This is a genomic window from Sphingomonas sp. (assembly GCF_030145815.1).
Classification (GTDB): Bacteria; Pseudomonadota; Alphaproteobacteria; order Sphingomonadales; family Sphingomonadaceae; genus Sphingomonas.
The window spans coordinates 45,532-66,487 of the sequence record NZ_JAIXHL010000001.1; the positions used below are offsets into that span (position 1 = coordinate 45,532).

Genomic DNA, 20,956 nt, shown 5'->3' on the forward strand with positions numbered 1-20,956 from the left:
CGGGCCGCCCCTTTTTTCTTGGCGAACGGGGGTGAGCAATGGGCATCTTCCTGAAGGATCCGGCGGCGGCGCTGGACTATGCGATCGACTGGGCGGCGATTGCCGGCGCGGCGGGAGTGAGCGCGAGCAGCTGGACCGTCGAGCCGGCGCATGACGGCGGGCTGGCGGTGGTGGCCGAGGCGGTGAGCGGGCCGCGCTGTGCCGCGACGGTCGAAGGCGGGCGACCGGGGCTGGTCTATCGCCTGACCAACCAGGTGAGCTGGAGCGACGGGCGGCGCGATGCGCGCGCGATCGACGTGCGGGTGGAGCGGCGGTGATGGTCGAGACGATCGCGCCGCCCGAGGCGGCCCCCGTCGCACTGGCCGAGTTGCGCGCGTTTCTGCGGATCGATGGCGCGGCGAGCGATGCCGAGCTGGCGGCGCAGCTGCGCGTCGCGACCGAGCTGTGCGAACGCTATATCGGCATGGCGCTGCTCGAGCGGATGCTGCGTGAGACGCTGCCGGTGCGGGGCGCGTGGCAGGTGCTGAGCGTCGCGCCGGTGCGCGCGGTGACGGCGGTGCAGCAGGTGGCGACCGATGGCGGCGCGGTGGCGCTGGCGCCGGACCTTTATGCCATCGACATCGATGCGGCGGGGCAGGGCTGGGTGCGGTGTGCGTCCGGTGCCGGGCGCATCGCCGTAACCTATCGCGCGGGGAGCGCGGGCGACTGGAACGCGGTGCCCGAGCCGGTGCGGCACGGAATCCTGCGGCTGGCGGCGCATCTGCGGATGGATGGCGAGGGCGTGCCACCGGCGGCGGTGACGGCGTTGTGGCGACCGTGGCGGGCGATGCGGCTGGGCGCGGGAGCGGTGCGATGAGCGCGGCGGGGGTGCTGGCGGAGGCGATCCGGGCGGCGCTGAGCGCGCATGCGCCGCTCGCCGAGGGGCTGGCCGGGATATTCGGCGCGCCGCCGGTGCGCGCTGCCACGCCGCATGCGGTGATCGGCGAAGCGCAGCTGAGCGAGTGGGGAACCAAGGACATGGCCGGGCGCGAGGCGCGGGTCGTGGTGAGCGTGCACGATGCCGGGGAAAGCCCGGCGCGGCTGCGGCCACTGGCGGGCGAGGTCGAGGTGGCGATGGCGGGGCTGCCGCGTGCCATCGGCGGGGGCTGGGAGCTGGCGAGCCGGGTGCTGCTGCGCGCGCGGATCGAGCGGAAGGGCGAAGGACGCTGGATCGCCACGAGCGAGTGGCGGCTGCGGATGCTGAAATCTGATTGAAACGGCACCGGCCCGCTCCCCCACCCGGCCACCCATTTCAGAATATCCTGCCGATGGGTGGCCGGGTGGGGGAGCGGGCCGGTGCCGCAACCAAGGAGAAACCAACATGGCGGTGGAGAAGGGAAGCGCGTTCCTGTTGAAGGTGGGCGATGGCGGGGCGCCGGTCGCCTATGCGACGGTGGCGGGGCTGCGCACGACGCAGCTGAGCGTCAATGGCGAGGCGGTGGCGATCACGTCGAAGGATTCGGGTGCGTGGCGCGAATTGCTGTCGGGCGCGGGGGTGCGATCGGTGAGTGTGTCGGCGGCGGGGGTATTTACCGGGTCGGCAGCGGAGACGCGGATCCGCGGCAATGCGCTGAGCGGGGTGATCGACGATTACCGGCTGAGCTTCGAGAGCGGCGAGACGATGACCGGGCGGTTCCTGGTCACGCGGCTGGACTATGCCGGGGACTTCAACGGGGAGCGGAGTTACACGTTCAATCTTGAGAGCAGCGGCCCGGTGGTGTCGGCATGAGTGTCGGTCTCGGTGAGACTTCGCGGCCCCACCCCAACCCCTCCCCTGAAGGGGAGGGGCTTGCCCTTGCCAATCCGGCACGCGGTGAGGCTTCGGTGCGTGTAGCTGGGACCCTGCTGGTGCTGCGACCCTCGTTCACCGCGCTGGTGGCAGCGGAGCAGGAGTTAGGGCCGTTGTTCGCGCTGGTCGAGCGGGCGGCGGAGGGGCGGCTGGGGCTGGGCGAGATGGTGGCCCTGTTCTGGCACTGCCTGAAGGAGCGGCCCGAGGGGCTGACCCGTGAGGCGTTCGGCGAGGGGGTGACGGCGGGCGGACTTGCCGGCGCGACTCCGGCGTTGCGCGTGCTGATCGGGCAGATTTTGGCGGGGCGGTGAGCGGGTCGCGTGGGGAGGGCCCCCTCCACCGTGCTGCGCACGGTCCCCCTCCCCGTGCCGGGGAGGATTTCAGTCGCTCAGCGGCGCGGCTGGCCGGGCAGGCGGGGGTGGCGTTCGGGTGGACGCCGGAGCTGTTCTGGAATGCGACGCCGGCCGAGCTGGCGGTGCTGGTGCGGGCGGTGGCTGGCGAGGCGGTCGCGCCGCCTGATCGTGACATGATCACGCAGCTGATGGAGGCGTTTCCCGATGGATGACGAGATCGAACACATGATGGTGCGGGTGCGCGCCGACACGCAGGGCTTTGCCCGCGATGTCGCCGAGATGCGCGCGGCGATCGATGGCCCGTTGCAGGCGGGGGCGGACCGCGCCGGGCGCGCGGTCGAGACGGCGCTGTTGCGCGCGGTGCGAACCGGCAAGCTCGGGTTCGAGGACTTGAAGCGGGTAGCGTCGCAGGTCCTGGCCGAGATCGCGGCTGAAGCGGTGCGCGGGGGCATGGTGGCGATCTTTGGCAATGGCGGGATTGCCGGGGCGATCGGCGGGCTGTTCGGACTGCCCGGCCGCGCGACCGGCGGGCCGGTGGCGCCGGGGCGCGGCTATGTCGTGGGCGAGCGCGGGCCGGAGCTGTTCGTGCCGACCAGCAGCGGGCGGGTCGAGGTGCCGGTCCCGGGTGGCGGGCGCGACGTGCGGGTGGCGATCACGATCAATGCGCCGGGGGGCGGCGAGGCTGCCGGCGCCTTGCGGCAATCGAGTCGGCAGGTGGCACGGGCGGTCAAGGCCGCGCTGGCGGGGGTGGATTGAGCCGTTCCCCTCCCGCAAGCGGGAGGGGAGAAGAAGGGGGCAGGCGACAATGGCATATTGGCTGGCGTCCGCGCGGACGGTGCAGGCGGCGGGGGTGATGTCGCGCTTTGACCCGGCCTATTGGACGGTCAATTTTCCGCGACCGATGATGGCGAGCGTGGTGACGATTGCGCCGGACGCATTGCGCGTGGACGCGGTCTTCTATCGCCAGAATGATCTGGCGGGGCTGATCTGGGAGAGCGTGGATCGCCATGACCACCCGCTGCTCTCCTATGAGACCAGCCGGGATTATCGGGGGTGTCGGTTGCGCTTTCGCTGGCAATCCGGCGGTGTGATGCCGCTGGACGCGGTCAACGGCCCGGTGCTGACGATCGAGGGGCGCGATGCGGCGGGCGAGTCGCGTGCCTGGTATGTCCGGCTTTGGAACTATGCCGAGGGGACGCGGGAGGATTGCGTCGTCAGCCTCGACCTTGCGACCGTTGCGGGCGGGTTCGTGCTGCCGACTGAAGCCGATCCGGTGTGGGCGGGCGATGTCGACCGGATGTTCGTGAGCCTGGTGCCGCCGGGATACACCGGTGACGATGCGGCGCTGGCGGTGCCGGCCGAGGGCTGGGTCGAGCTGTCGGAGATCGCGGTCGAGGGGCCGGGGGCGGTGCTGGCGATCGGCGACGTGGTGGTGCCGGAACATGGGCTGTCGATCTGCTCGGGCTAAGACGACAGCTATCATGTCACGCCGGAACGACTGCTGCGCAATGCGCTGCAACTGGGGTATCGCGGGGACATCGTCCATTATGTCGGGATGGGCCATTATTTCCGGCTCGAGGCGGTGGCGGGCGGCTATTTTGCGAGCCTGAGCGGCGGGGCGCTGAATGCGCCGTGTGTCGCGTGGCATGCCGATTTCGCGGCGCGGGCGAGGGCGCTGGGGTTCGGGGTGATCTGGTCGCTGTCCTATGAGCTGTTCGACGCGCATTGCTGGGGCGACTGGAAGCAGCGGGCGTTCGATGGATCGCCTGCACTGACCGGATGGGAGCCGCCCTCGACCCTGCTGTCCCCGGCGCATGCGGGGGCGATGGGGTATCTGCAGGCGGTGGCGGCGGCGTTTGTCGGGATCGCGCAGGATGCCGGGCTGGCGGTCAAGTTTCAGGTCGGCGAGCCGTGGTGGTGGGTGATGGCCGATGGTGGGCTGTGCATCCATGACGATGCCGCAAAGGCGGCTTTGGGCGATCCGGCGGAGCAGAATGTGCGGGGCGATCCCGACACCGACGTGCTCGACTCGGCGGGGGCGCTGCTGGCGGCGTCGACGGCGGCGCTGGGCGCGGCGGTGCGTGGCGTGGCTCCGGCGGCGCAGCTGTTGCTGCTCGCCTATCTGCCCACGGTGCTCGATCGCGAAGCGCCGGAGGCGATGCGGGCGAACTTGCCGGTCGGCTGGGCCTATCCGGCGTTCGATGTGCTGCAGCTGGAGGATTATGACTGGGCAGCGGTGGGCAATGCCGTGGCGAGCGCGCGCGGCGTGGCGCTGGCGCAGGCGCGGCTGGGCTATCCGGTCGAGCGACAGCATTATTTCGCGGGGTTCGTGCTGAACCCCGAGGATGCGCCGCAGTGGCGCGGGATTGCCGCGGCGGCGGATGCAGCGCGGCGGCGCGGCGTGGCGGCGACGTTCATCTGGGCGCTGCCGCAGGTGATCCGCGACGGGTTCGTGACCTTCGATCAGGAGGAAGACATGCAGGCATTCGACGATGTGCTGTTCCCGATTGCGCTGGGGCGCGAGGCGGAGGTGGCGCCCGAGGTGTCGACCGCGATCCTGACCAGCGCGGGCGGGCATGAGGCGCGCAACGCCGCCTGGGCGCAGGCGCGGACCCGGTACGATGTCGGGCCGGGGGTGCGGAGCGAGGCGGATATCCGGGCGCTGCTGGGGTTTTACCGCGCGCGGATGGGGCCGGCGCGGGGGTTCCGGCTGCGCGATCCGTTCGACGATTGCTCGAACGATGAGGGCGCGCCGGGTCCGCTCGATCAGCTGTTGGGCGAGGGTGACGGCGAGCGGCAGGCGTTCGCGCTGGTCAAATCCTATGGCGATGTCGCGCGGCGGATCACCCGGCCGGTGGCGGGGAGCGTGCGCGTGGCAGTCGATGGCGTCGAGACGGCGGCGTTCGCAGTGGATGCGGGCGGAATGGTCGTGCTGGACGAACCGCCGGGGGATGGGACGGTGGTGACGGCGGGGTTCCGGTTCGATGTGCCGGTGCGGTTCGCGGAGGATTCGCTGAGCGTGAACCGGGCCACGTTCATGGCGGGGGCGGCGCCGAGCGTGCCGTTGGTGGAGGTCAGGGAAGATTAAGCGCGGTCATTCGGCCCCCAGCGGATCCAAGCCTGTGGGTCGCGGCACACCCGCGAGACGATCGATCTCGCGGTCGAACAGTGCGCCGAGCTTCGCGTCCCAGATCGCGGCGCCGTTCATCCCCGAATCCGCCACGAAGATCATCCCGCCGCCATCAAGCAGTACGCGGACGCGCTGACCCACACGGGTGAAGGCGATCGAGCAGGAGTCGAGATAGGCGACGGCGATACTCGAGCCTTCGACGATGCCCGGTCCGCCGGGTTTTAGAACCCGAAGAATCCTGAGGCGGGCAGCGGGCAGCAGGCCCGGCTTCCAATCGTCGCCCAGGTTCATGGGTTTCTCGACCTCGGCGTCCACGACAAGCGCGGCGAGGCCATAGGACTGGCGCGCATAGTCGAGCGCGCCGGTTTCCGACCGGATTGGCCCCATCGAGCATGCCATCGCGGGCGGCGCAATGAAGAGCGCAATCACGGAGATGGTGCGGAGCCGGCTGAGCATCGGTTCAGCGTGCCGTCCGCATTGCGTCCACGCAAGGTCAAGGAAGACGCTGATGAACTGGCTGAACGAGCCGCTCGCCACGATCGCCTATTGCTGGCGGATCGAGCGGCGGGATGGGGTGGCGATCGGGCTGACGGCGCATGATCGCGATCTGGAGGTGGATGGGTTCCACTATCGCGCGGCGCCGGGGATGACGCCCTCGGCGATCCGGCGCGGCGCGGGGCTGGATGCCGACAGCATGGACGTGACCGGGGCGCTGACCGGGGCGGCGATCAGCGAGGCGGATCTGCTCGCCGGGCGCTGGGATGGCGCGCGGATCAGCCTGTTTGCGGTCGACTGGACCGCGCCGGGTGAAGTCGTCGCACTGGGCAGCGGGACGATCGGGGCGGTCGAGACGCGCGATGGCGTGCTGACCGCCGAGCTGCGCGGGGCGGCGGCGGCGCTGGATGCGCCGGTGGTCGAGATGACCTCGCCCGAATGTCGCGCCGAGCTGGGCGACAAACGATGCCGGGTGGCGATGGCGGGGCGGCGGCGGTTCGCGCGGGTGATCGCTGTCGAGGGGGCGGTGCTCACGCTGGATTCGCATGAGCCGGTGGCGGGTGGATGGGCTGGCGGGCGGCTGCGCTGGTTCGGCGGGACGAAAAGCGGGCTGAGCGATCTGATTGCGGCTTCGGCGGGGGATGTCGTGACCCTGCGGCGTGCGCCGCGGTTCGAGGCGGTCGGTTCCTTGGTGGAGGTGAGCGAGGGATGCGACAAGAGCATCGCGACCTGCGCGGGGCGGTTCGGCAATGCGGCGAATTTCCGGGGCGAGCCGTATCTGCCGGGGGTGGACCTGCTGACGCGCTATCCGGGCGGATGACGCCGCTGCAGCGGGCGCGCGGCGCGATCGGCGCGCGCTTTCGGTTGCATGGGCGGTGCGTGGCGCACGGGCTGGACTGTGTCGGGCTGGCGGCGCTGGCTTACGGGATTGCGGTGCCGCGTGGCTATGCGCTGCGCGGGGGGCGTCTGGCGCAGGTGGCTGACGCAGCTGCGGCGGCGGGGCTGGTACGGGTGGCGAACCGCAGCCGGGCGATCTGGTGTTGTTCGATGCCGGGGCAGGGCAGCTGCACCTCGCCATCGCGAGCGATGAGGGCGTGATTCATGCCGATGCGGCGCTGCGCCGGGTGGTCGAGCGGCCGGGCGTGCCGCCCTGGGCCGAGCTGGCGCGCTGGCGACGCGGGGAGGATTGAGATGGCGACATTGGTGCTGATGACGGTCGGTGGCCTGTTCGGCGGGCCGATCGGGGCGATGCTGGGCAGCCTTGCCGGCCAGGCGGTCGATCGCGACTTGCTGTTCAAGCCGAAGGGGCGCGAGGGACCGCGGCTGACCGAGTTGGCGGTGCAGACGTCGAGCTATGGCACGCCGATCCCGCAGCTGTTCGGGACGTTGCGGGTCGCGGGAACGGTGATCTGGGCGACCGATCTGGTCGAGCATCGCCAGCGCGAGCGTGGCAAGGGGCGCCCGACGGTGACCAGCTATAGCTATACCGCGTCGTTCGCGGTGGCGCTGTCGGCGCGGCCGATCCTGTCGGTCGGGCGCATCTGGGCCGACGGCAAATTGCTGCGCGGCGCGGCGGGCGACTGGAAGGTGCGGACCGGGTTCCGGTTGCACTTTGGCGGAGAGGATCAGGCGGTCGATCCGCTGATCGCATCCGCCGAGGGAGCCGGATCGGCACCCGCGCATCGCGGCATCGCCTATGCCGTGTTCGAGAATCTGGAGCTGGAGGAATTCGGCAACCGCATCCCCGCGCTGAGTTTCGAAGTGGTGGCCGATTCCGGTGCGGTGACGGCGGGCACGATCGTGGCGGCGCTGTCGGGCGAAAGGGTCGGCGCGGGCGAGGCGGTGCTGCCAATCGAGGGCTATTCGGGCTATGGCGAATCGGTGCGCGCGGCGATTGCGCCGCTGATCGAGGCGAGCGGCGCCTGGCCGGTGGTGGCGGGCGACCGCTTTGTACTGGCCAGCGGAGAGGGCGGCGCCACGGTGATTGCCGACCCCGGGGCGAGCGGGCGCGGGGTGGAGCGGACGATCGCCGCACCCGATCAGGTGCCGCGCCGGGTGGCGATCAGCCATTACGACCCGGCGCGCGACTATCAGGCCGGGGTGCAGATTGCCACCGACCCGCAGGGGCAGGATCGCGAACGGCGGATCGAATTGCCCGCCGCGCTGTCCGCCGCCACTGCCAAGGGCATTGCACAGGCAGAATTGGTTCGAGCGGAGCTGGCACGGACGCAGCGGGTGGTGCGCCCGGGCTGGTCGGCAATCGATGTTGCGCCCGGGGCGCGCGTCACGCTGGCCGGTGAGACGGGCCAGTGGCGCGTGGTCGAGACGCGGGTCGAGGCGGGAGATGTCGCGCTGGTGCTGACTCCGATTGCCCCGCCCGGACGATCCGCGTCGGCCAGCCCCGGGCGGGTCAGCCCGGCACCCGACCGGGTCCATGGCGCGACCCGGTTGCACGGATTCGAGATCCCGCACGTCGGCGAGGGGCTGCTGAGCGGTCCCCGGCTGATGATCGCGGCGTGCGGAACGTCGCCCGGCTGGCGCAGGGCGGCATTGGCGCTGAGCAGCGATGATGGCGGGCGGTGGGAGGCGATCGGCGGGACTGCTGCGCCTGCTGTGATGGGGACCGTCGTGGCGACTGCCGGGCCAGCCAGCGCGTTCATCGAGGACAGGAAATCGGCGCTGGTAATCGACCTCTCACGGTCCGCGATGGAGCTGACCGACGCGTCGCCCGATGCGCTGGACGCCGGGGCCAATCTCGCGCTGGTCGGGGACGAGCTGATCCAGTTCGGGCGCGCCGAGCCCATGGGCGACGGGCGCTGGACGCTCACCCGGCTGTGGCGCGGGCGGCGCGGGACCGAAGATGCGATCGGTGCGATGGCGGCGGGCGATCGATTCGTGTTGCTCACGCCCGACACGCTCGCCCTGCAGGACGGACGCGGCGCCGTGGGCGGACGGCTGACGGTGATGGCAACGGGCGTCGGCGATGCCGAGCCGGTCACGGTTGCTGTACCCATGACGGGACGGTCGGCGACTCCGCCGGCTCCGGTCGCGCTGCACGCCAAAGCCGTTGCGGGCGGGCGGTTGCTGCGCTGGACGCGGCGCAGCCGGGTCGGGTGGCGCTGGAGCGACGGCACCGACTCGCCACTGGGCGAAAGCGCCGAACGCTATCAACTGCGGATCACCGTTCCCGGCCAGCCCGACAGCGTCGTGATGAGCGACGCGCCCGAATGGCTGCTGACCGGGGCGGACGCGGCGACGGTCGCGGTCCGCCAGGCGGGTGACCATGGCCTGTCACCGCCGGCCACCCTGATTCTCGATGCGATGGAGTGACGATCGATGACCACGACTCCCCGATTCGCGCTGCCCCTGCTGCATGCAGGACAGGCGCAAAAGGAACTGTTCCACAATGAGGCAGTGGCGGGAATCGACGCGCTGCTGCATCCGGAGGTGGAGGCGGTCGGCACCGATGTGCCGCCCGCGACCCCCGAGCCCGGCCAGGCATGGATCGTAGGCACGGCGCCCACCGGCGACTGGGCGGGACATGGCGATGAAATCGCGTGCTGGACCGACGGCGGCTGGCGCTTTGCCGTGCCACGGACCGGCATGACGGTTTGGGCCGAATCGCTGACCCAGCCGGTGCGATACCGTGCGGGGACCGGGTGGGAGATCGGCGTCATCGCCGCCCGCCGGATCGAGGTGGACGGGGTCCAGGTGATCGGCGCGCGGGGCGAGGCAGTTGCCACGCCCGCTGGCGGTGCTATCGTCGATGACCAAGCGCGCGCCGCCATCGCGGGGATCCTCGATGCGCTGCGGGCACACGGACTGATCGCTAGCGCCGAACTGTGACGTTGCGGCAACAGTCCCCGGATTTTGTTCGCTTGCGCGGAAACTTTCCAGCGGTTAGGAAGTTAGCGCTGTCCGAAGTGGCAACTAAGAAAGGGGATTAAGATGCGGAAGCTTGCCGTAACTCTGGCACTTGCTTCGACCGCGCTCACCACGCCCGCCCTCGCACGCGACGACGCGTGGTATGTGGGCGTCGAAGGCGGTGCGATGATCGTCGAAGACATTGATTACGACATCGGCGCCACGGCGTCCGCTGGCACCGTCGACCATGACTATGGCTTCGACGTTGGTGGCACGATCGGTTACGACTTCGGCGGTTTCCGCGCCGAGGCCGAAGTCAGCTACAAGCGTGCAACGGTCGACGGCTATCGCTCGTCGCTCACCACGCCGTACTACACGACCACCCTTGCGCTGGCGAACATCGCACCGGGCAACTACACCTATGCGGGCGGCACCTCGAGTGCGCTCAGCTTCATGATCAACGGCATGCTCGACTTCGGCGACGATGACGGCCTTCAGGGCTTCATCGGCGGCGGTGCGGGCGTGGCGCGCGTCAAGGCTGACTATGCGCTCAACACCCGCGGCGCGTTCCTGGATGACTCCGACACGGTCTTCGCCTGGCAGGCGATTGCGGGTCTGCGTCAGCCGGTGACCGACAACATCGACGTCTCGCTGAAGTATCGCTTCTTCAACGCGGACAATGTTCGCCTGGTCGACGTGACCGGTCGCGTGTTCGATGGCCGTTATCGTTCGCACAGCCTGCTCGGTGGTGTGACGTTCAACTTCGGTGAGCCGGCTGCTCCGCCGCCGCCTCCGCCGCCTCCGCCTCCGCCGCCGCCTCCGCCGCCGCCTCCCCCGCCGCCTCCGCCGCCTCCGCCGGCAGTGTGCACCCCGGGGCCGTACATTGTCTTCTTCGAGTGGGACAAGTCGGACATCACGCCGGAAGCAGCAGGCATCCTGGATAACGCCATCTCGGCCTACCAGAACTGCGGCAATGCGCAGGTCATGCTCGCCGGTCACGCTGACCGTTCGGGCGCAGCCAGCTACAACGTCGGCCTCTCGCAGCGTCGTGCGGACTCGGTCCGTTCGTACCTGTCGGGCCGCGGCATCCCCGACGGCGTGATCGCATCGGAAGCGTTCGGCGAAAGCCGTCCGCGTGTCGACACCGCCGACGGCGTGCGCGAACTGCAGAACCGCCGCGTGGAAATCACTTACGGTCCGGGTTCGGGCATGTAAGCCGCGCGGTCCACACTGTGGATCGACAAGATTTGGGGAGGTCGGGCAACCGGCCTCCCTTTTTCTTTGTGCTTGTGGCCTAGCGCCGGATGCGCTGGCGAGATTGTCTCGCCCCTAACCCTCGCGCGCTCCACGATCGCGACGTGGCGGAGCGTCCAATCTCCTCCTCGAGAGCAGCGGTGAACGCTACTGATGCGACCGCGACGCCGTGGACGCTCCGGCCCGAAGCGGGATTGGAGAGGCCAGATCGGCGGCTGTCTGCGCTTTTGCTGGAGGAACCCCCGAACCTAGTTCGCCTGCGCGGCTCACGGAAATCGACCGAAGCGTCGTGCTCTTGGCAGGTCTATCACCACGGCCTGCCGGTCGCTGCGCTTGGGCCCCGTGTTGGCTCGATCGAATGGGCGCGACGGGTCGCGAACGCCTGGTGTACGATCCGGCCTGATGATTCTCGGCATGTTTAGTGAACGTGGTGCGGCGCGGCTAGAAGGCGCTGCGGCCGGAGCGCTTGCTCGATTGAAGGCAGCGCTCGCCGTGCAGCCGATTGATCGGGCGGGTATCCGGCTGCGTGGATCCGCGCAACTGAACGCCCTCCTTGCCGCCGATGGTGCAATCGGCGCGGGCGTCGTACCTTTTGCTGGGTTCGGCGCTAAGCCCGTCCGTGCCATTCTATTCGACAAGACCGAACGCACCAATTGGGCCCTGACCTGGCATCAGGACCGGACGATCTGTGTGCGCGAGCGGAGGGACGTTGCGGGATTCGGGACGTGGACCGTGAAGGCAGGCCTCCTCCACGTTGCCCCGCCGTTCGAACTGCTCGAACGCATGATCACGATCCGGATCCATCTGGACGATGTGCCGGAGGGCAACGCGCCGCTTTTGATCGCGCCCGGATCGCATCGCATCGGGCTCGTCCGCGAGGATGCTATCGCGGCCGCCGTCGCTGCCTGTGGCATCTATGCCTGCCTGGCCGACGCGGGTGACATCTGGGTCTACTCGACCCCGATCCTCCATGCATCCGCAGCGGCGGTCACACCGCGCCGCAGGCGGGTGCTGCAGGTGGACTATGCCGCGTTCGACCTGCCCGGCAGCCTTGAATGGTCAGGCATCTGAGCGGACTGCAGCCGTCAGCCAATCTGGTACGATCGCATCGCCCAGAGCCTCGACGCGGCGATGTTCCACCATCAGGCCGAGGTCGGGGTAGGTGGCGCGCGTGCGATCGCCCGGCTCACCCAGCGGGGCGACGACCAGGCGGCGATTGACCTTGGCCCGCCAGTTCATCCGGGCGGTGTTTTCCTGCCCGACATAGCAACCCTTGGTGAAGCTGACGCCGTTCAGTTCCGCGGCGTTGCATTCGAGCCAGAGCGTCTTGTCCTGTCCGAGCTCTGCGGCACCCTCGGTCACGCCGAGGCGGAGGCGATGCTCGACCCAGCCTGATGCAGGCGATCCCGCTGCGTCGCCCAGCCAGCGCCAGCCCAGCGCCGCCAAGCGCGGATCGGGCACGCCATTCCCGGCGTTGCGCGACCAGTGGACGCCACCCTCCGTCGCCCCAATCGTGATCGGGCGACGCAGGCGATAGATCGCCAGGCGACGGATCAGCGCATCGCGCTGGGCTGCCTCGCAATCGATCAGGATATCGGCTTCGTCAGCCCACAGGATGAAGTCGAACAGCGCCTTGCCCTGGGGTGAGAGCAGCGCGGCCCAGAGCGGTGCATCGGGGCGCACCGCGTTTACATCCTGCGTCACCAGCCCCTGCAGGAAGCCACGCACATCCTCCCCGGAAACACGGATCAGGGCGCGGTCGGCCAGAAGCGTCGCATTGGGCAGGGTGGCATCAGTCATGGCGAACAGGTAGGAGGCGGGGCAGACAAGCGAAAGAGGCTGAGATGGCAACGTTCGATCTGAAGCTCACCGGTGGCACAGTGCATCTCCCCTCCGGCCCGGCGCAGGTCGATGTCGGTGTGTGCGACGGCAAGATCGTCGCAATCGGCGCGAGCGGCGACGCGGGCGAGGTGATCGACTGCACCGGCCTCGACGTCCTGCCCGGCGTGATCGACAGCCAGGTGCATTTCCGCGAGCCGGGGCTGGAGGCCAAGGAAGACCTTGAGTCCGGCAGCCGCGCGGCGGTGCTGGGCGGGGTGACTGCGGTGTTCGAAATGCCGAATACCAAGCCCAATACCGACAGCGCCGAGGCGGTGAACGACAAGCTCGCGCGCGCGAAGGATCGCATGTGGTGCGATCACGCCTTCTATGTCGGCGCAACCAACAGCAATGCCGAGCATCTGGCCGAGCTGGAGCGGATGCCGGGAACCGCGGGGGTCAAGATCTTCATGGGCGCGTCGACCGGCGATCTGCTGGTGTCGGACGACGCCAATCTCGCGCGGGTGCTGGCGAGCGGGCATCGCCGGGTTGCGATCCATGCGGAGGACGAGTTCCGCATGAACGACCGCGAAGGCGAGCGGGTGACGGGCGATCCGTCGTCGCATCCGGTGTGGCGTGATGACGAGAGCGCGATCTTGGCGACGCGGCGCATCCTGAAGCTGGCGCGCGAGGCGCGGCGGCGTATCCATGTGCTGCATGTGACGACGCCGGCGGAGCTGGAGTTGCTCGGACAGCACAAGGACATCGCGACGTGCGAAGTGACGCCGCAGCATCTGACGCTCGCAGGCGAGGACGCCTATCCGCGCCTCGGCACCTATGCCCAGATGAACCCGCCGATCCGTTCGGCCGCGCACCGTGAGGGGCTGTGGTACTGGCTCAACCAGGGTGTGCCGGATGTGCTCGGGTCGGACCATGCGCCGCATACGATCGAGGAGAAGGCGCGGCCCTATCCCGGATCGCCCAGCGGCATGCCGGGGGTGCAGACGCTGTTGCCGCTGCTGCTCGACCATGTCGCCAAGGGGCGCACGACGCTACAGCGGCTGATCGATCTCACCAGCGCGGGGCCGCAACGGGTGTTCGGGCTGGTCGGCAAGGGGCGGATCGCGGTGGGATACGACGCGGATTTTACCGTGGTCGACCTGAAGAAGCAGTGGACGGTCGAGGAAGACTGGCTGGCGTCGCGCTGCGGCTGGTCGCCGTTCACCGGGGATCAGCTCACCGGCAAGCCGATCGGGACCATCATCCGCGGGCGTCAGGTGATGTGGGACGGGCAGCTGGCGAACAGCGCGCACGGGCGGCCGGTGCGGTTTGAGGCGGTGGAGTTCGGGTGACCTTAAAGCCCCCCCCCCCTGAAGGTGAGGGGCTAATCGCCTACTCCGCCGCGTCCGCGACAGCCTCCCGCTCGGCCTGTTGCCGCATCCACATTTCGGCATAGGTGCCGCGCTGCTCCAGCAGTTCGGCGTGCGTGCCCTGTTCCGCGATCTCCCCGTTTTCCAGCACGACGATGCGGTCGGCGTGGACCACGGTCGACAGGCGGTGGGCGATGACGATGGTGGTGCGGCCGCGCTCAATGGCTTCGAGCGTGTCGAGGATTTCAGCTTCGGTGCGGGAATCGAGCGCGCTGGTGGCTTCGTCGAGGATCAGGATCGGCGGGTTCTTGAGCAGGGTCCGCGCGATGGCGACGCGCTGTTTCTCGCCGCCTGAGAGCTTGAGGCCGCGCTCGCCGACGCGGGTGTCGTAGCCGTCGGGCATCGATTCGATGAAGCCGGCAATCGCTGCGCCGCGTGCCGCCTGTGCGACCTCCTCCGGCCCGGCGCCTTCGCGGCCATAGGCGATATTGTAGCCGATCGTGTCGTTGAACAGCACGGTGTCCTGGGGAACGATGCCGATCGCGGCGCGCAAGCTGGCCTGCGTCACCTGGCTGATGTCCTGCCCGTCGATCGTCACGCGCCCGCCGGTGAGGTCGTAGAAGCGGTAGAGGATGCGCGCGAGGGTGGACTTGCCCGCGCCCGAGGGGCCGACGATCGCGACGGTCTGGCCGGGGCGGATGACGAGGTCGATGCCCTTGAGGATGTCGCGCTCGGGATCATAGCCGAAGCGGACACCTTCGAACCGCACTTCGCCGCGATCCACGTTCAGTGGCGGGGCATCAGGGACGTCCTTCACCTCGGCTTGGGTGTCGATCAGGTCGAACATTGCGCCCATGTCGATCACGCCCTGCCGGATCGTGCGATACACCCAGCCGAGCATGTCGAGCGGGCGGAACAGCTGGCTGAGCAGGGTCGAGACGAACACGACATCGCCCGCGGTGAACTCGCCGGTGGACCAGCCACAGGCGACCACCGCCATCCCCGCTCCGAGCATCACATTGGTGATCAGCGACTGGCCCATGTTGAGCCAGGCGAGCGAATTCTCCGACTTCACCGCCGCCTTGGCATAGGATTCGACCGCGCGCTCGTAGCGATCGGACTCGCGCTGCTCGGCGCCAAAGTATTTCACCGTCTCGAAATTCAGCAGCGAGTCGACCGCATGCGCGACTGCGCCGGTGTCGAGATCGTTCATCTGCTCGCGCAACTTGGCGCGCCAGTCGGTGACCCAGCGGGTGAAGGCGATGTAGATGACGACCATCGCCATCGTCGACGCGACCAGCCACCAGCCGAACTTGCTGCCGAAGATCTGGAGCACCAGTGCGAGTTCCAGGATCGTGGGGGCGATGTTGAACAGCAGGAAATAGAGCATCGAATCAATGCTCTTGGTCCCGCGCTCGACCACCTTGGTCACCGCGCCGGTGCGGCGTTCGAGATGGAAACGCAGCGAAAGCTGATGGAGGTGGCGGAAGGTGACGATGGCGAGCCGCCGGGTCGCATCCTGCCCGACCTTTTCGAACACCGTATTGCGCAGATTGTCGAACACGGTGGTGAACAGCCGCGCGGCGGCATAGCCGACCACCATCAGGATCACGAAGGTGATGACCCCGCGCTCGCCGATGGCCATCGTGTCGACCGCGGCCTTGAGCGCATAGGCCGCGCCATAGACCTGCACCACCTTCGACAGCACCACCAGCAGCAGCGCGGCGACGATGCGCGCTTTCAGCCCCGGCTGTCCGGCGGGCCAGAGATAGGGGAGGAAGCGCCGGAGGGTGGCGAACAACGGGCGTTCGCTACCGGCGCGCGCGGTATCGGGAGGCATCGGCGCTATCTGGGGCCGCAGCGACCGGGATGCAATGAAACAAAACGCGCCTGCCATCCGTTGAAATGGCGAGGAGCGAGATGATGGAACCGGTTTTCTACGTGATGGCCATCCTAGGCTGCGGCGACTTCCAGGATCAATGCCAGCAGGCGCGGATCGAGCCGGTCCGGTATCAGAGCGCGGCACAATGCCAGGCCGCGATGGCGCAAGTGCTGCCGCGCCACACCGACCTCTCCTACCCGACGATTGCGGCGACCTGTCAGCGGCAAGGCGAACAGATGGCGCGCAGCGAGGCCAAGCCGCGCCATTACTGACGGGCGGTTAGCGCGGTCGGGTCCATAAGTTTGGGGACCGCGGGCGTTGTGCATAGAGCGTTCGGCGCATCGCCGCCTGACCGAATGCCCGCGCGATCCGGCCGATCTTCTGCGCCTTGCTCGTCCCGGCACGATGGTCCCAGGCATGATCGCCACGTGCGACCACCTCGCGCGCGATGTCCCCATAGATCCCAGCGGCCGCCAGCACCGCCCAAGCCGATCTAAAACCAAGTGCGGGCGTGCCGAGCCGCGCGCTGTCCTCATGCGCCTGGGCCAACTCCCCCAGCCACCGTGCCATGACGGTTAGTCGCGAGCGGAAGGGCGGCTTCATATGCTGACCGGGCGGGATGTCCATTTCGACCAGCCAGTCCATCGGCAGGTAACAGCGGCCGATCGCGTCGTCCGCCTCGATATCGCGCGCTATATTGGTGAGTTGAAACGCCAGGCCGAGGTCGCAGGCGCGGTCGAGCGTCGCGTCGTCCTGCGGATCGACCCCCATCACCACCGCCATCATGCACCCGACCGCCCCCGCGACATGATAGCAATATTGCATCAGGTCATGCTCGGAGCGCGGAAACCAGCCCTTGGCGTCGAGCGCGAAGCCGTCGACCAGATCATGCGCAAAACGGTGCGGCATGCGCGTTTCGGCGGCGACGATGCGCAGCGCTTCGAACGCCATCTCCCCGGTCGGCTCGCCCGCCAGCGCCTTGTCGGTCAGCGTGCGGATGCGCGCGAGCGCGGCGGCCGGGTCCTCGACGACGCGGGCGTCATGGCCCAGCTCCTGTCCATCGGCGATGTCGTCGCACGCGCGGCACCAGGCATAGAGCAGCCAGGCGCGCTCGCGGGTTTGCGGATCGAACAGCTTGCTCGCCGCCGCGAAGCTCTTCGAGCCCTTGGCGATACTCTCCCGCGCGACCGCCACGACGGCGTCGCGGCCTGGCGCGGGCTGGGTCACAGGTCCTTGCTGCCGATCTGGCCGACGGTCTGCGTCGGCACATGCGCGGCCATTTTGGCGAGCAGCGCATCGAGGTCGCTGTCGATGATCAGGATCGACTGATGCTGCGGGCGCAGAAAGCCGACTTCGCCCATTTTTCCGACGAATTCGATCAGGCCGTCATAATAGCCCGCGACGTTGAGCAGCCCGACCGGATTGGCATGATAGCCGATCTGCGCCCAGCTCATCGCCTCCCACAATTCATCCATCGTGCCGGTGCCGCCGGGCAAAGTGATGAAACCGTCGGACAGGTCGGTGAACGCCTGCTTGCGCTCATGCATGGTGCGTACGACGTGCAACTCGGTACAGCCACGATGCGCGACTTCGGCATCGACCAGCGCCTGGGGGATCACCCCGATCACCTCGCCGCCCGCTTCCAACGCGCTGTCGGCGATCGCGCCCATCAGCCCGAGCCGTCCGCCGCCATAGACGACGCCGATCCCGCGTTCTGCCAGGGTGCGCCCGACGAACCGGGCATTCTCGATATAGACCGGGTCTGCCGGGGTGGCGGATCCGCAATAGATGGCAAGGCGCTTCACATTATGCTCTCATTGTCGATATATTCGGATTCAGGATAGCAAACCCTGTCAAATATCGCCCTGAAATTTGTTTCAGGTATTACGGGAGTGTAGCTAGGAAAGCTGGGGGAAATGTCCCTAAGCACAGTTCCATCCGCCTTGTACATTATCCAAACTGTAGTCTTTGCGAGTTCATCATCACACTTGAAGAATGCCAAAATTTTTGCTTCACGTGCCAACTGTGTTTTTACAGCAGAATAATCGGCTTTTATCCAAGCTTTCTTAACTGTTGTTGCCGGGAAACCCTCTTTAACATCCCTTATAGATGATCGGTCGACATACCAGATCGTGCCATCCTTAGAGAAAGAAGCCAGTTCCCAGTCGGCTGCCAAGGCCAGCGACGTGCCCGCAAATGCCAAGCATATCAACGCTGCCGGAGTCGAGAGCCTCTTCATCCTTTTACTCCAGCATCAGCGCGGCGGTCGCTTTGGCGCTGCCGACCACGCCCGGAATGCCCGCGCCCGGATGGGTGCCGGCGCCGACGAAATAGAGGTTCGGGATCGAATCGTCACGATTGTGCGCGCGGAAATAGGCGCTCTGCGTCAGCACCGGCTCCAGGCTGAACGCGCTGCCCAAATGTGCGGCGAGATCCTGCGTGAAATCGGGCGGAGCATAGCTGAACTTGGTGACGATCCGGTCATGGATGTCGGGGATCAGGCGGCGGCCGACCTCGTCGAGAATGCGCTTTTCGAGCAGCGGGCGGACCGTATCCCAATCGACCGGGGCCTTGCCCATGTGCGGCACGGGGGCAAGCGCGTAGAAGGTCGAATGCCCCTCCGGCGCCATCGACGGATCGGTGATGGTCGGATGGTGGAGGTAGAGCGAGAAATCCTCGCTCACCACGCCATGCTTGTAGATGTCGTCGAGCAGCCCCCTATAGCGCGGGCCGAACAGGATCATGTGGTGCGGGATGCCGGGCCACGTACCCTTGATCCCGAAATGCACGACGAACAGCGAGGGCGAGAAACGCTTGCGCTCAAGCTTCGCGGCGGTGCGTTGCGCGCTGCGCGAGCCCTTGAGCAGGTCGCGATAGCTGTGGACGATGTCGGCGTTGCTGGCGACCATATCCGCCTCGAACCGCGCGCCCGACTTGGTGCGCACCGCGGTGGCACGCTCGCCCAGCGTCTCGATCTCCTCGACACCATCGCCGAGCACGAGCTTGCCGCCCAGCCGCTCAAACTGGCGCACCATCCCCGCGACCAGCCGGTTGGTGCCGCCCATCGCGAACCACACGCCGCCGTCACGCTCCAGCTTGTGGATTAGCGCATAGATCGCGCTGGTGGTCATCGGGTTGCCACCGACCAGCAGCGTGTGGAACGAAAGCGCCTCGCGGAGCTTCTCATTCTTCACGAAGCTCGACACCATCGAATAGACGCTGCGCCATGCCTGATACTTCATCAGCGCCGGCGCTGCCTTCACCATCGAAGTGAAGTCGAGAAACGCGACATGGCCGAGCTTCTCATAGCCTTCGCGATACACGCCGGCCGAATAATCGAGGAAGCGTCGATAGCCGGCGATGTCGGCGGGATCGAGCTTGGCAATCTCCGCCGTCAGGATGCTGTCGTCGTTGGTGTAATCGAAATTGGTCCCGTCGGGCCAGTTGAGGCGATAGAAGGGCGAGACCGGCGTCAGCGTGACATCGTCCGCCATGCGGTGCCCGGACAGCGCCCACAATTCCTCCAGCGCTTCCGGCGCGGTAATGACGGTAGGACCGGCATCGAACACGAAGCCGTCCTGTTCCCAATAATAGCCGCGCCCGCCGGGCTTGTCGCGGGCTTCCACAATCACCGTGTCGACGCCCGCCGATTGCAGGCGGATGGCCAGCGCCAAGCCGCCAAATCCTGCTCCGATCACCACTGCACGCTTCATGTGTTCGACCCCCTGATCGCCGCGAGCGCGCGCTTGACCGGCACCGGCGGTTTGCCGGCGAGAACACGGGCGCGATCGAATAGGCTGGACTGGCCGCTATAGAAGCGGGCGACGAGCCCCGCGTCCAAGCGATAAAATCGTTCAAGCACGCGATAGCGCTCACCCGGCTCGGCGGCGCGGAACAGCATGGCGGACAGCATCCGGTAAAATCCGCGCTGTCGCCATGCCTTGCGCGCATGGCCATAGGTCAGGTCGTGCAGCGCCGCACCCGACAGGTCGCGCGCATTCCCGATCACCGCCGCCAGCCGCACCGCGTCGGGCAGCGAATAGCCGGTGATCGGCTGAAACAGCCCGGCGCGCATCCCGGCCTTGGCGACGCGATTGCCGCCGGACTTCCAATATTCCTCGAAATCCCCGCCGAGCGGAATGGGCAGCGACCCTGCTTCCTCCCGCATCACACCCTCGACCACGATGCCGCGGGCGCTGGCCCAGGCGTCGATCCGCTGGGAATAGGCGGCAACGTCGATATCGGGCGTGTCGCTGTAATAGGTGTCCTCCAGGAACAGCCGCGTCGCCGCAAAGGGCAGGGCGTACATGAAGCGATAGCCGTCGATCTGTGCCACGGTCGCGTCCATGATCACCGGGCGCTTCAGCGCATGCGGCTCGGCCAGCGCCAGTTCGCGCCCGACGAATTTCTGCCAGCCCAGCTCCAGCTTGGACAGGTCGGCCGGGCCGCGGCAATCGATCACCCCGCCCGCCTCGATCCGGTCGCCATCGGCGAGCACCACCGCACGCGCGCTGGCGCCCAGCACCTTGCGCCGGGTCATCACCGCACCCTCCGGCATCGCGGCGCGGACGACCTGATCGAACCGATCGGACTCGATCGAATAATAGGGTGCCTTCAGCGTGCGCGCATGCGCCGGGAAATGGACGTCGTAACTGGTCCAGCCATAAGAGATCAGCGGCGCGACCAGCCAGCGGTCGGCGGGTGCCACGTCGCTGGCGAAGAACGACCAGAGATGGTTGCCGCCGATGCTCCGCCCACCCTCGATCAGGCGGACGTCGAGCGTCGGGTGTTTGCGGCGCAGCGCGAGCGCGATCAGCCCGCCCGCAAGTCCCCCTCCGACAATGGCAACGTCGCAATGGATGATCGCTGGCATCGCCGCCGCCTAGCGGATCGCTGCGCATGGTAAAAGCCCCGCTTGCTGCGTGCGCGAACCTTTCCGTCGCGCCGGTGCGTTGCACTGCC

At 68.0% G+C, this 20,956-nt stretch carries 22 protein-coding genes and 2 pseudogenes; 16 read left to right on the top strand and 8 right to left on the bottom strand.

Translation table 11 applies throughout. The features are described from left to right. Positions 1-38 precede the first annotated feature (38 nt). From KYX69_RS00265 to KYX69_RS00300, 8 genes and pseudogenes are all read left to right on the top strand, one after another. Positions 39-317 carry a hypothetical protein gene (locus KYX69_RS00265; protein WP_066659547.1) on the top strand — a complete coding sequence of 93 codons (279 nt, stop codon included), beginning with the start codon at positions 39-41 and terminating at the stop codon, positions 315-317. After that, entirely contained in the window at positions 317-856 is a 540-nt protein-coding gene (locus KYX69_RS00270; protein ID WP_300492536.1) for a hypothetical protein, read from the top strand. The genes KYX69_RS00265 and KYX69_RS00270 overlap by 1 nt, the downstream gene beginning before the upstream one ends. Beyond that, positions 853-1,254, top strand: coding sequence for a DUF3168 domain-containing protein (locus tag KYX69_RS00275; RefSeq protein ID WP_066681572.1), 402 nt, complete (start codon positions 853-855; stop codon positions 1,252-1,254). Before KYX69_RS00270 ends, KYX69_RS00275 begins: the two co-directional genes overlap by 4 nt. 106 nt (positions 1,255-1,360) lie before the next feature. Beyond that, positions 1,361-1,768, top strand: a complete 408-nt coding sequence (locus tag KYX69_RS00280) for a phage major tail protein, TP901-1 family (RefSeq protein ID WP_300492537.1) — start codon at positions 1,361-1,363, stop codon at positions 1,766-1,768. After that, positions 1,765-2,139: a gene transfer agent family protein gene (locus tag KYX69_RS00285; protein ID WP_300492538.1), complete on the top strand. Its 375-nt coding sequence runs from the start codon at positions 1,765-1,767 to the stop codon at positions 2,137-2,139. The genes KYX69_RS00280 and KYX69_RS00285 overlap by 4 nt, the downstream gene beginning before the upstream one ends. After that, positions 2,136-2,393 carry a phage tail assembly chaperone gene (locus tag KYX69_RS23155; protein ID WP_367280169.1) on the top strand — a complete coding sequence of 86 codons (258 nt, stop codon included), beginning with the start codon at positions 2,136-2,138 and terminating at the stop codon, positions 2,391-2,393. The genes KYX69_RS00285 and KYX69_RS23155 overlap by 4 nt, the downstream gene beginning before the upstream one ends. Then, positions 2,386-2,937 (top strand): tail tape measure protein, encoded by a 552-nt coding sequence (locus KYX69_RS00295; protein WP_300492539.1) that lies wholly within the window; start codon positions 2,386-2,388, stop codon positions 2,935-2,937. Before KYX69_RS23155 ends, KYX69_RS00295 begins: the two co-directional genes overlap by 8 nt. A gap of 49 nt (positions 2,938-2,986) precedes the next feature. Continuing rightward, positions 2,987-5,269 (top strand): annotated as a pseudogene (locus tag KYX69_RS00300) (DUF2460 domain-containing protein). Between the two features lie 6 nt (positions 5,270-5,275). Here the strand turns inward: KYX69_RS00300 and KYX69_RS00305 are convergent. Further along, a complete protein-coding gene (locus KYX69_RS00305; RefSeq protein ID WP_300492540.1) occupies positions 5,276-5,767 on the bottom strand; it encodes a hypothetical protein in 492 nt (163 codons plus the stop codon). Positions 5,768-5,819: 52 nt separating this feature from the next. Here KYX69_RS00305 and KYX69_RS00310 point away from each other — a divergent pair, with 52 nt between their 5' ends. The 6 genes and pseudogenes from KYX69_RS00310 to KYX69_RS00335 all read left to right on the top strand — a co-directional run bounded on the left by KYX69_RS00310 (position 5,820) and on the right by KYX69_RS00335 (position 11,995). Beyond that, entirely contained in the window at positions 5,820-6,626 is an 807-nt protein-coding gene (locus KYX69_RS00310) for a DUF2163 domain-containing protein (RefSeq protein ID WP_300492541.1), read from the top strand. Further along, positions 6,623-6,996: pseudogene (locus KYX69_RS00315) on the top strand (peptidoglycan endopeptidase). The gene KYX69_RS00310 and the pseudogene KYX69_RS00315 overlap by 4 nt, the downstream one beginning before the upstream one ends. A 1-nt stretch (position 6,997) precedes the next feature. After that, positions 6,998-9,136: a phage tail protein gene (locus KYX69_RS00320; protein WP_300492542.1), complete on the top strand. Its 2,139-nt coding sequence runs from the start codon at positions 6,998-7,000 to the stop codon at positions 9,134-9,136. A 6-nt stretch (positions 9,137-9,142) separates the two neighbouring features. Then, a complete protein-coding gene (locus KYX69_RS00325) occupies positions 9,143-9,652 on the top strand; it encodes a DUF2793 domain-containing protein (protein WP_300492543.1) in 510 nt (169 codons plus the stop codon). 102 nt (positions 9,653-9,754) lie between these two features. After that, complete coding sequence (locus KYX69_RS00330) at positions 9,755-10,885, top strand: OmpA family protein (RefSeq protein WP_300492544.1); 1,131 nt, start codon at positions 9,755-9,757, stop codon at positions 10,883-10,885. A gap of 453 nt (positions 10,886-11,338) precedes the next feature. Beyond that, positions 11,339-11,995, top strand: a complete 657-nt coding sequence (locus KYX69_RS00335; RefSeq protein ID WP_300492545.1) for a phytanoyl-CoA dioxygenase family protein — start codon at positions 11,339-11,341, stop codon at positions 11,993-11,995. On the opposite strand, the gene KYX69_RS00340 is transcribed toward KYX69_RS00335, so the two are convergent. After that, positions 11,984-12,724, bottom strand: a complete 741-nt coding sequence (locus tag KYX69_RS00340) for a folate-binding protein (protein WP_300492546.1) — start codon at positions 12,722-12,724, stop codon at positions 11,984-11,986. The genes KYX69_RS00335 and KYX69_RS00340 overlap by 12 nt on opposite strands. A 44-nt stretch (positions 12,725-12,768) precedes the next feature. Here KYX69_RS00340 and KYX69_RS00345 point away from each other — a divergent pair, with 44 nt between their 5' ends. Beyond that, entirely contained in the window at positions 12,769-14,094 is a 1,326-nt protein-coding gene (locus tag KYX69_RS00345; RefSeq protein WP_300492547.1) for a dihydroorotase, read from the top strand. Between the two features lie 40 nt (positions 14,095-14,134). On the opposite strand, the gene KYX69_RS00350 is transcribed toward KYX69_RS00345, so the two are convergent. Beyond that, the gene (locus tag KYX69_RS00350; protein ID WP_300492548.1) at positions 14,135-15,952 is read right to left on the bottom strand and encodes an ABC transporter ATP-binding protein/permease; all 1,818 of its coding nucleotides are present in this window, start codon (positions 15,950-15,952) and stop codon (positions 14,135-14,137) included. Between the two features lie 83 nt (positions 15,953-16,035). On the opposite strand from KYX69_RS00350, the gene KYX69_RS00355 reads away from it, so the two are divergent. Next, positions 16,036-16,266 (top strand): hypothetical protein, encoded by a 231-nt coding sequence (locus KYX69_RS00355; RefSeq protein WP_066662177.1) that lies wholly within the window; start codon positions 16,036-16,038, stop codon positions 16,264-16,266. A 7-nt stretch (positions 16,267-16,273) separates the two neighbouring features. Here KYX69_RS00355 and KYX69_RS00360 read toward each other — a convergent pair whose 3' ends face one another. From KYX69_RS00360 to crtY, 5 genes are read right to left on the bottom strand one after another with little or no spacing between them, the layout of a single operon-like run. Then, on the bottom strand, positions 16,274-17,221 hold the full coding sequence (locus KYX69_RS00360; protein ID WP_300492549.1) for a phytoene/squalene synthase family protein: 948 nt from the start codon (positions 17,219-17,221) through the stop codon (positions 16,274-16,276). After that, the gene (locus KYX69_RS00365; protein WP_300492550.1) at positions 17,218-17,799 is read right to left on the bottom strand and encodes a TIGR00730 family Rossman fold protein; all 582 of its coding nucleotides are present in this window, start codon (positions 17,797-17,799) and stop codon (positions 17,218-17,220) included. The genes KYX69_RS00360 and KYX69_RS00365 overlap by 4 nt, the downstream gene beginning before the upstream one ends. Next, positions 17,796-18,233 carry a surface-adhesin E family protein gene (locus KYX69_RS00370; protein WP_300492551.1) on the bottom strand — a complete coding sequence of 146 codons (438 nt, stop codon included), beginning with the start codon at positions 18,231-18,233 and terminating at the stop codon, positions 17,796-17,798. The genes KYX69_RS00365 and KYX69_RS00370 overlap by 4 nt, the downstream gene beginning before the upstream one ends. Before the next feature lie 4 nt (positions 18,234-18,237). After that, entirely contained in the window at positions 18,238-19,707 is a 1,470-nt protein-coding gene (locus KYX69_RS00375) for a phytoene desaturase (protein WP_300492552.1), read from the bottom strand. After that, the gene (crtY, locus tag KYX69_RS00380) at positions 19,704-20,867 is read right to left on the bottom strand and encodes a lycopene beta-cyclase CrtY (RefSeq protein ID WP_300492553.1); all 1,164 of its coding nucleotides are present in this window, start codon (positions 20,865-20,867) and stop codon (positions 19,704-19,706) included. The genes KYX69_RS00375 and crtY overlap by 4 nt, the downstream gene beginning before the upstream one ends. Between the last annotated feature and the right edge of the window lie 89 nt (positions 20,868-20,956).

Coding starts and splice junctions, on each gene's coding strand:
- KYX69_RS00320 (WP_300492542.1), top strand. CDS start 6,998: ATGGCGACATTGGTGCTGATGACGGTCGGTGGCCTGTTCGGCGGGCCG.
- KYX69_RS00370 (WP_300492551.1), bottom strand. CDS start 18,233: ATGAAGAGGCTCTCGACTCCGGCAGCGTTGATATGCTTGGCATTTGCG.
- KYX69_RS00345 (WP_300492547.1), top strand. CDS start 12,769: ATGGCAACGTTCGATCTGAAGCTCACCGGTGGCACAGTGCATCTCCCC.
- KYX69_RS00280 (WP_300492537.1), top strand. CDS start 1,361: ATGGCGGTGGAGAAGGGAAGCGCGTTCCTGTTGAAGGTGGGCGATGGC.
- KYX69_RS00375 (WP_300492552.1), bottom strand. CDS start 19,707: ATGAAGCGTGCAGTGGTGATCGGAGCAGGATTTGGCGGCTTGGCGCTG.
- KYX69_RS00335 (WP_300492545.1), top strand. CDS start 11,339: ATGTTTAGTGAACGTGGTGCGGCGCGGCTAGAAGGCGCTGCGGCCGGA.
- KYX69_RS00270 (WP_300492536.1), top strand. CDS start 317: ATGGTCGAGACGATCGCGCCGCCCGAGGCGGCCCCCGTCGCACTGGCC.
- KYX69_RS00325 (WP_300492543.1), top strand. CDS start 9,143: ATGACCACGACTCCCCGATTCGCGCTGCCCCTGCTGCATGCAGGACAG.
- KYX69_RS00285 (WP_300492538.1), top strand. CDS start 1,765: ATGAGTGTCGGTCTCGGTGAGACTTCGCGGCCCCACCCCAACCCCTCC.
- crtY (WP_300492553.1), bottom strand. CDS start 20,867: ATGCCAGCGATCATCCATTGCGACGTTGCCATTGTCGGAGGGGGACTT.
- KYX69_RS00305 (WP_300492540.1), bottom strand. CDS start 5,767: ATGCTCAGCCGGCTCCGCACCATCTCCGTGATTGCGCTCTTCATTGCG.
- KYX69_RS00310 (WP_300492541.1), top strand. CDS start 5,820: ATGAACTGGCTGAACGAGCCGCTCGCCACGATCGCCTATTGCTGGCGG.
- KYX69_RS00350 (WP_300492548.1), bottom strand. CDS start 15,952: ATGCCTCCCGATACCGCGCGCGCCGGTAGCGAACGCCCGTTGTTCGCC.
- KYX69_RS00295 (WP_300492539.1), top strand. CDS start 2,386: ATGGATGACGAGATCGAACACATGATGGTGCGGGTGCGCGCCGACACG.
- KYX69_RS00355 (WP_066662177.1), top strand. CDS start 16,036: ATGGAACCGGTTTTCTACGTGATGGCCATCCTAGGCTGCGGCGACTTC.
- KYX69_RS00275 (WP_066681572.1), top strand. CDS start 853: ATGAGCGCGGCGGGGGTGCTGGCGGAGGCGATCCGGGCGGCGCTGAGC.
- KYX69_RS00330 (WP_300492544.1), top strand. CDS start 9,755: ATGCGGAAGCTTGCCGTAACTCTGGCACTTGCTTCGACCGCGCTCACC.
- KYX69_RS00340 (WP_300492546.1), bottom strand. CDS start 12,724: ATGACTGATGCCACCCTGCCCAATGCGACGCTTCTGGCCGACCGCGCC.
- KYX69_RS00265 (WP_066659547.1), top strand. CDS start 39: ATGGGCATCTTCCTGAAGGATCCGGCGGCGGCGCTGGACTATGCGATC.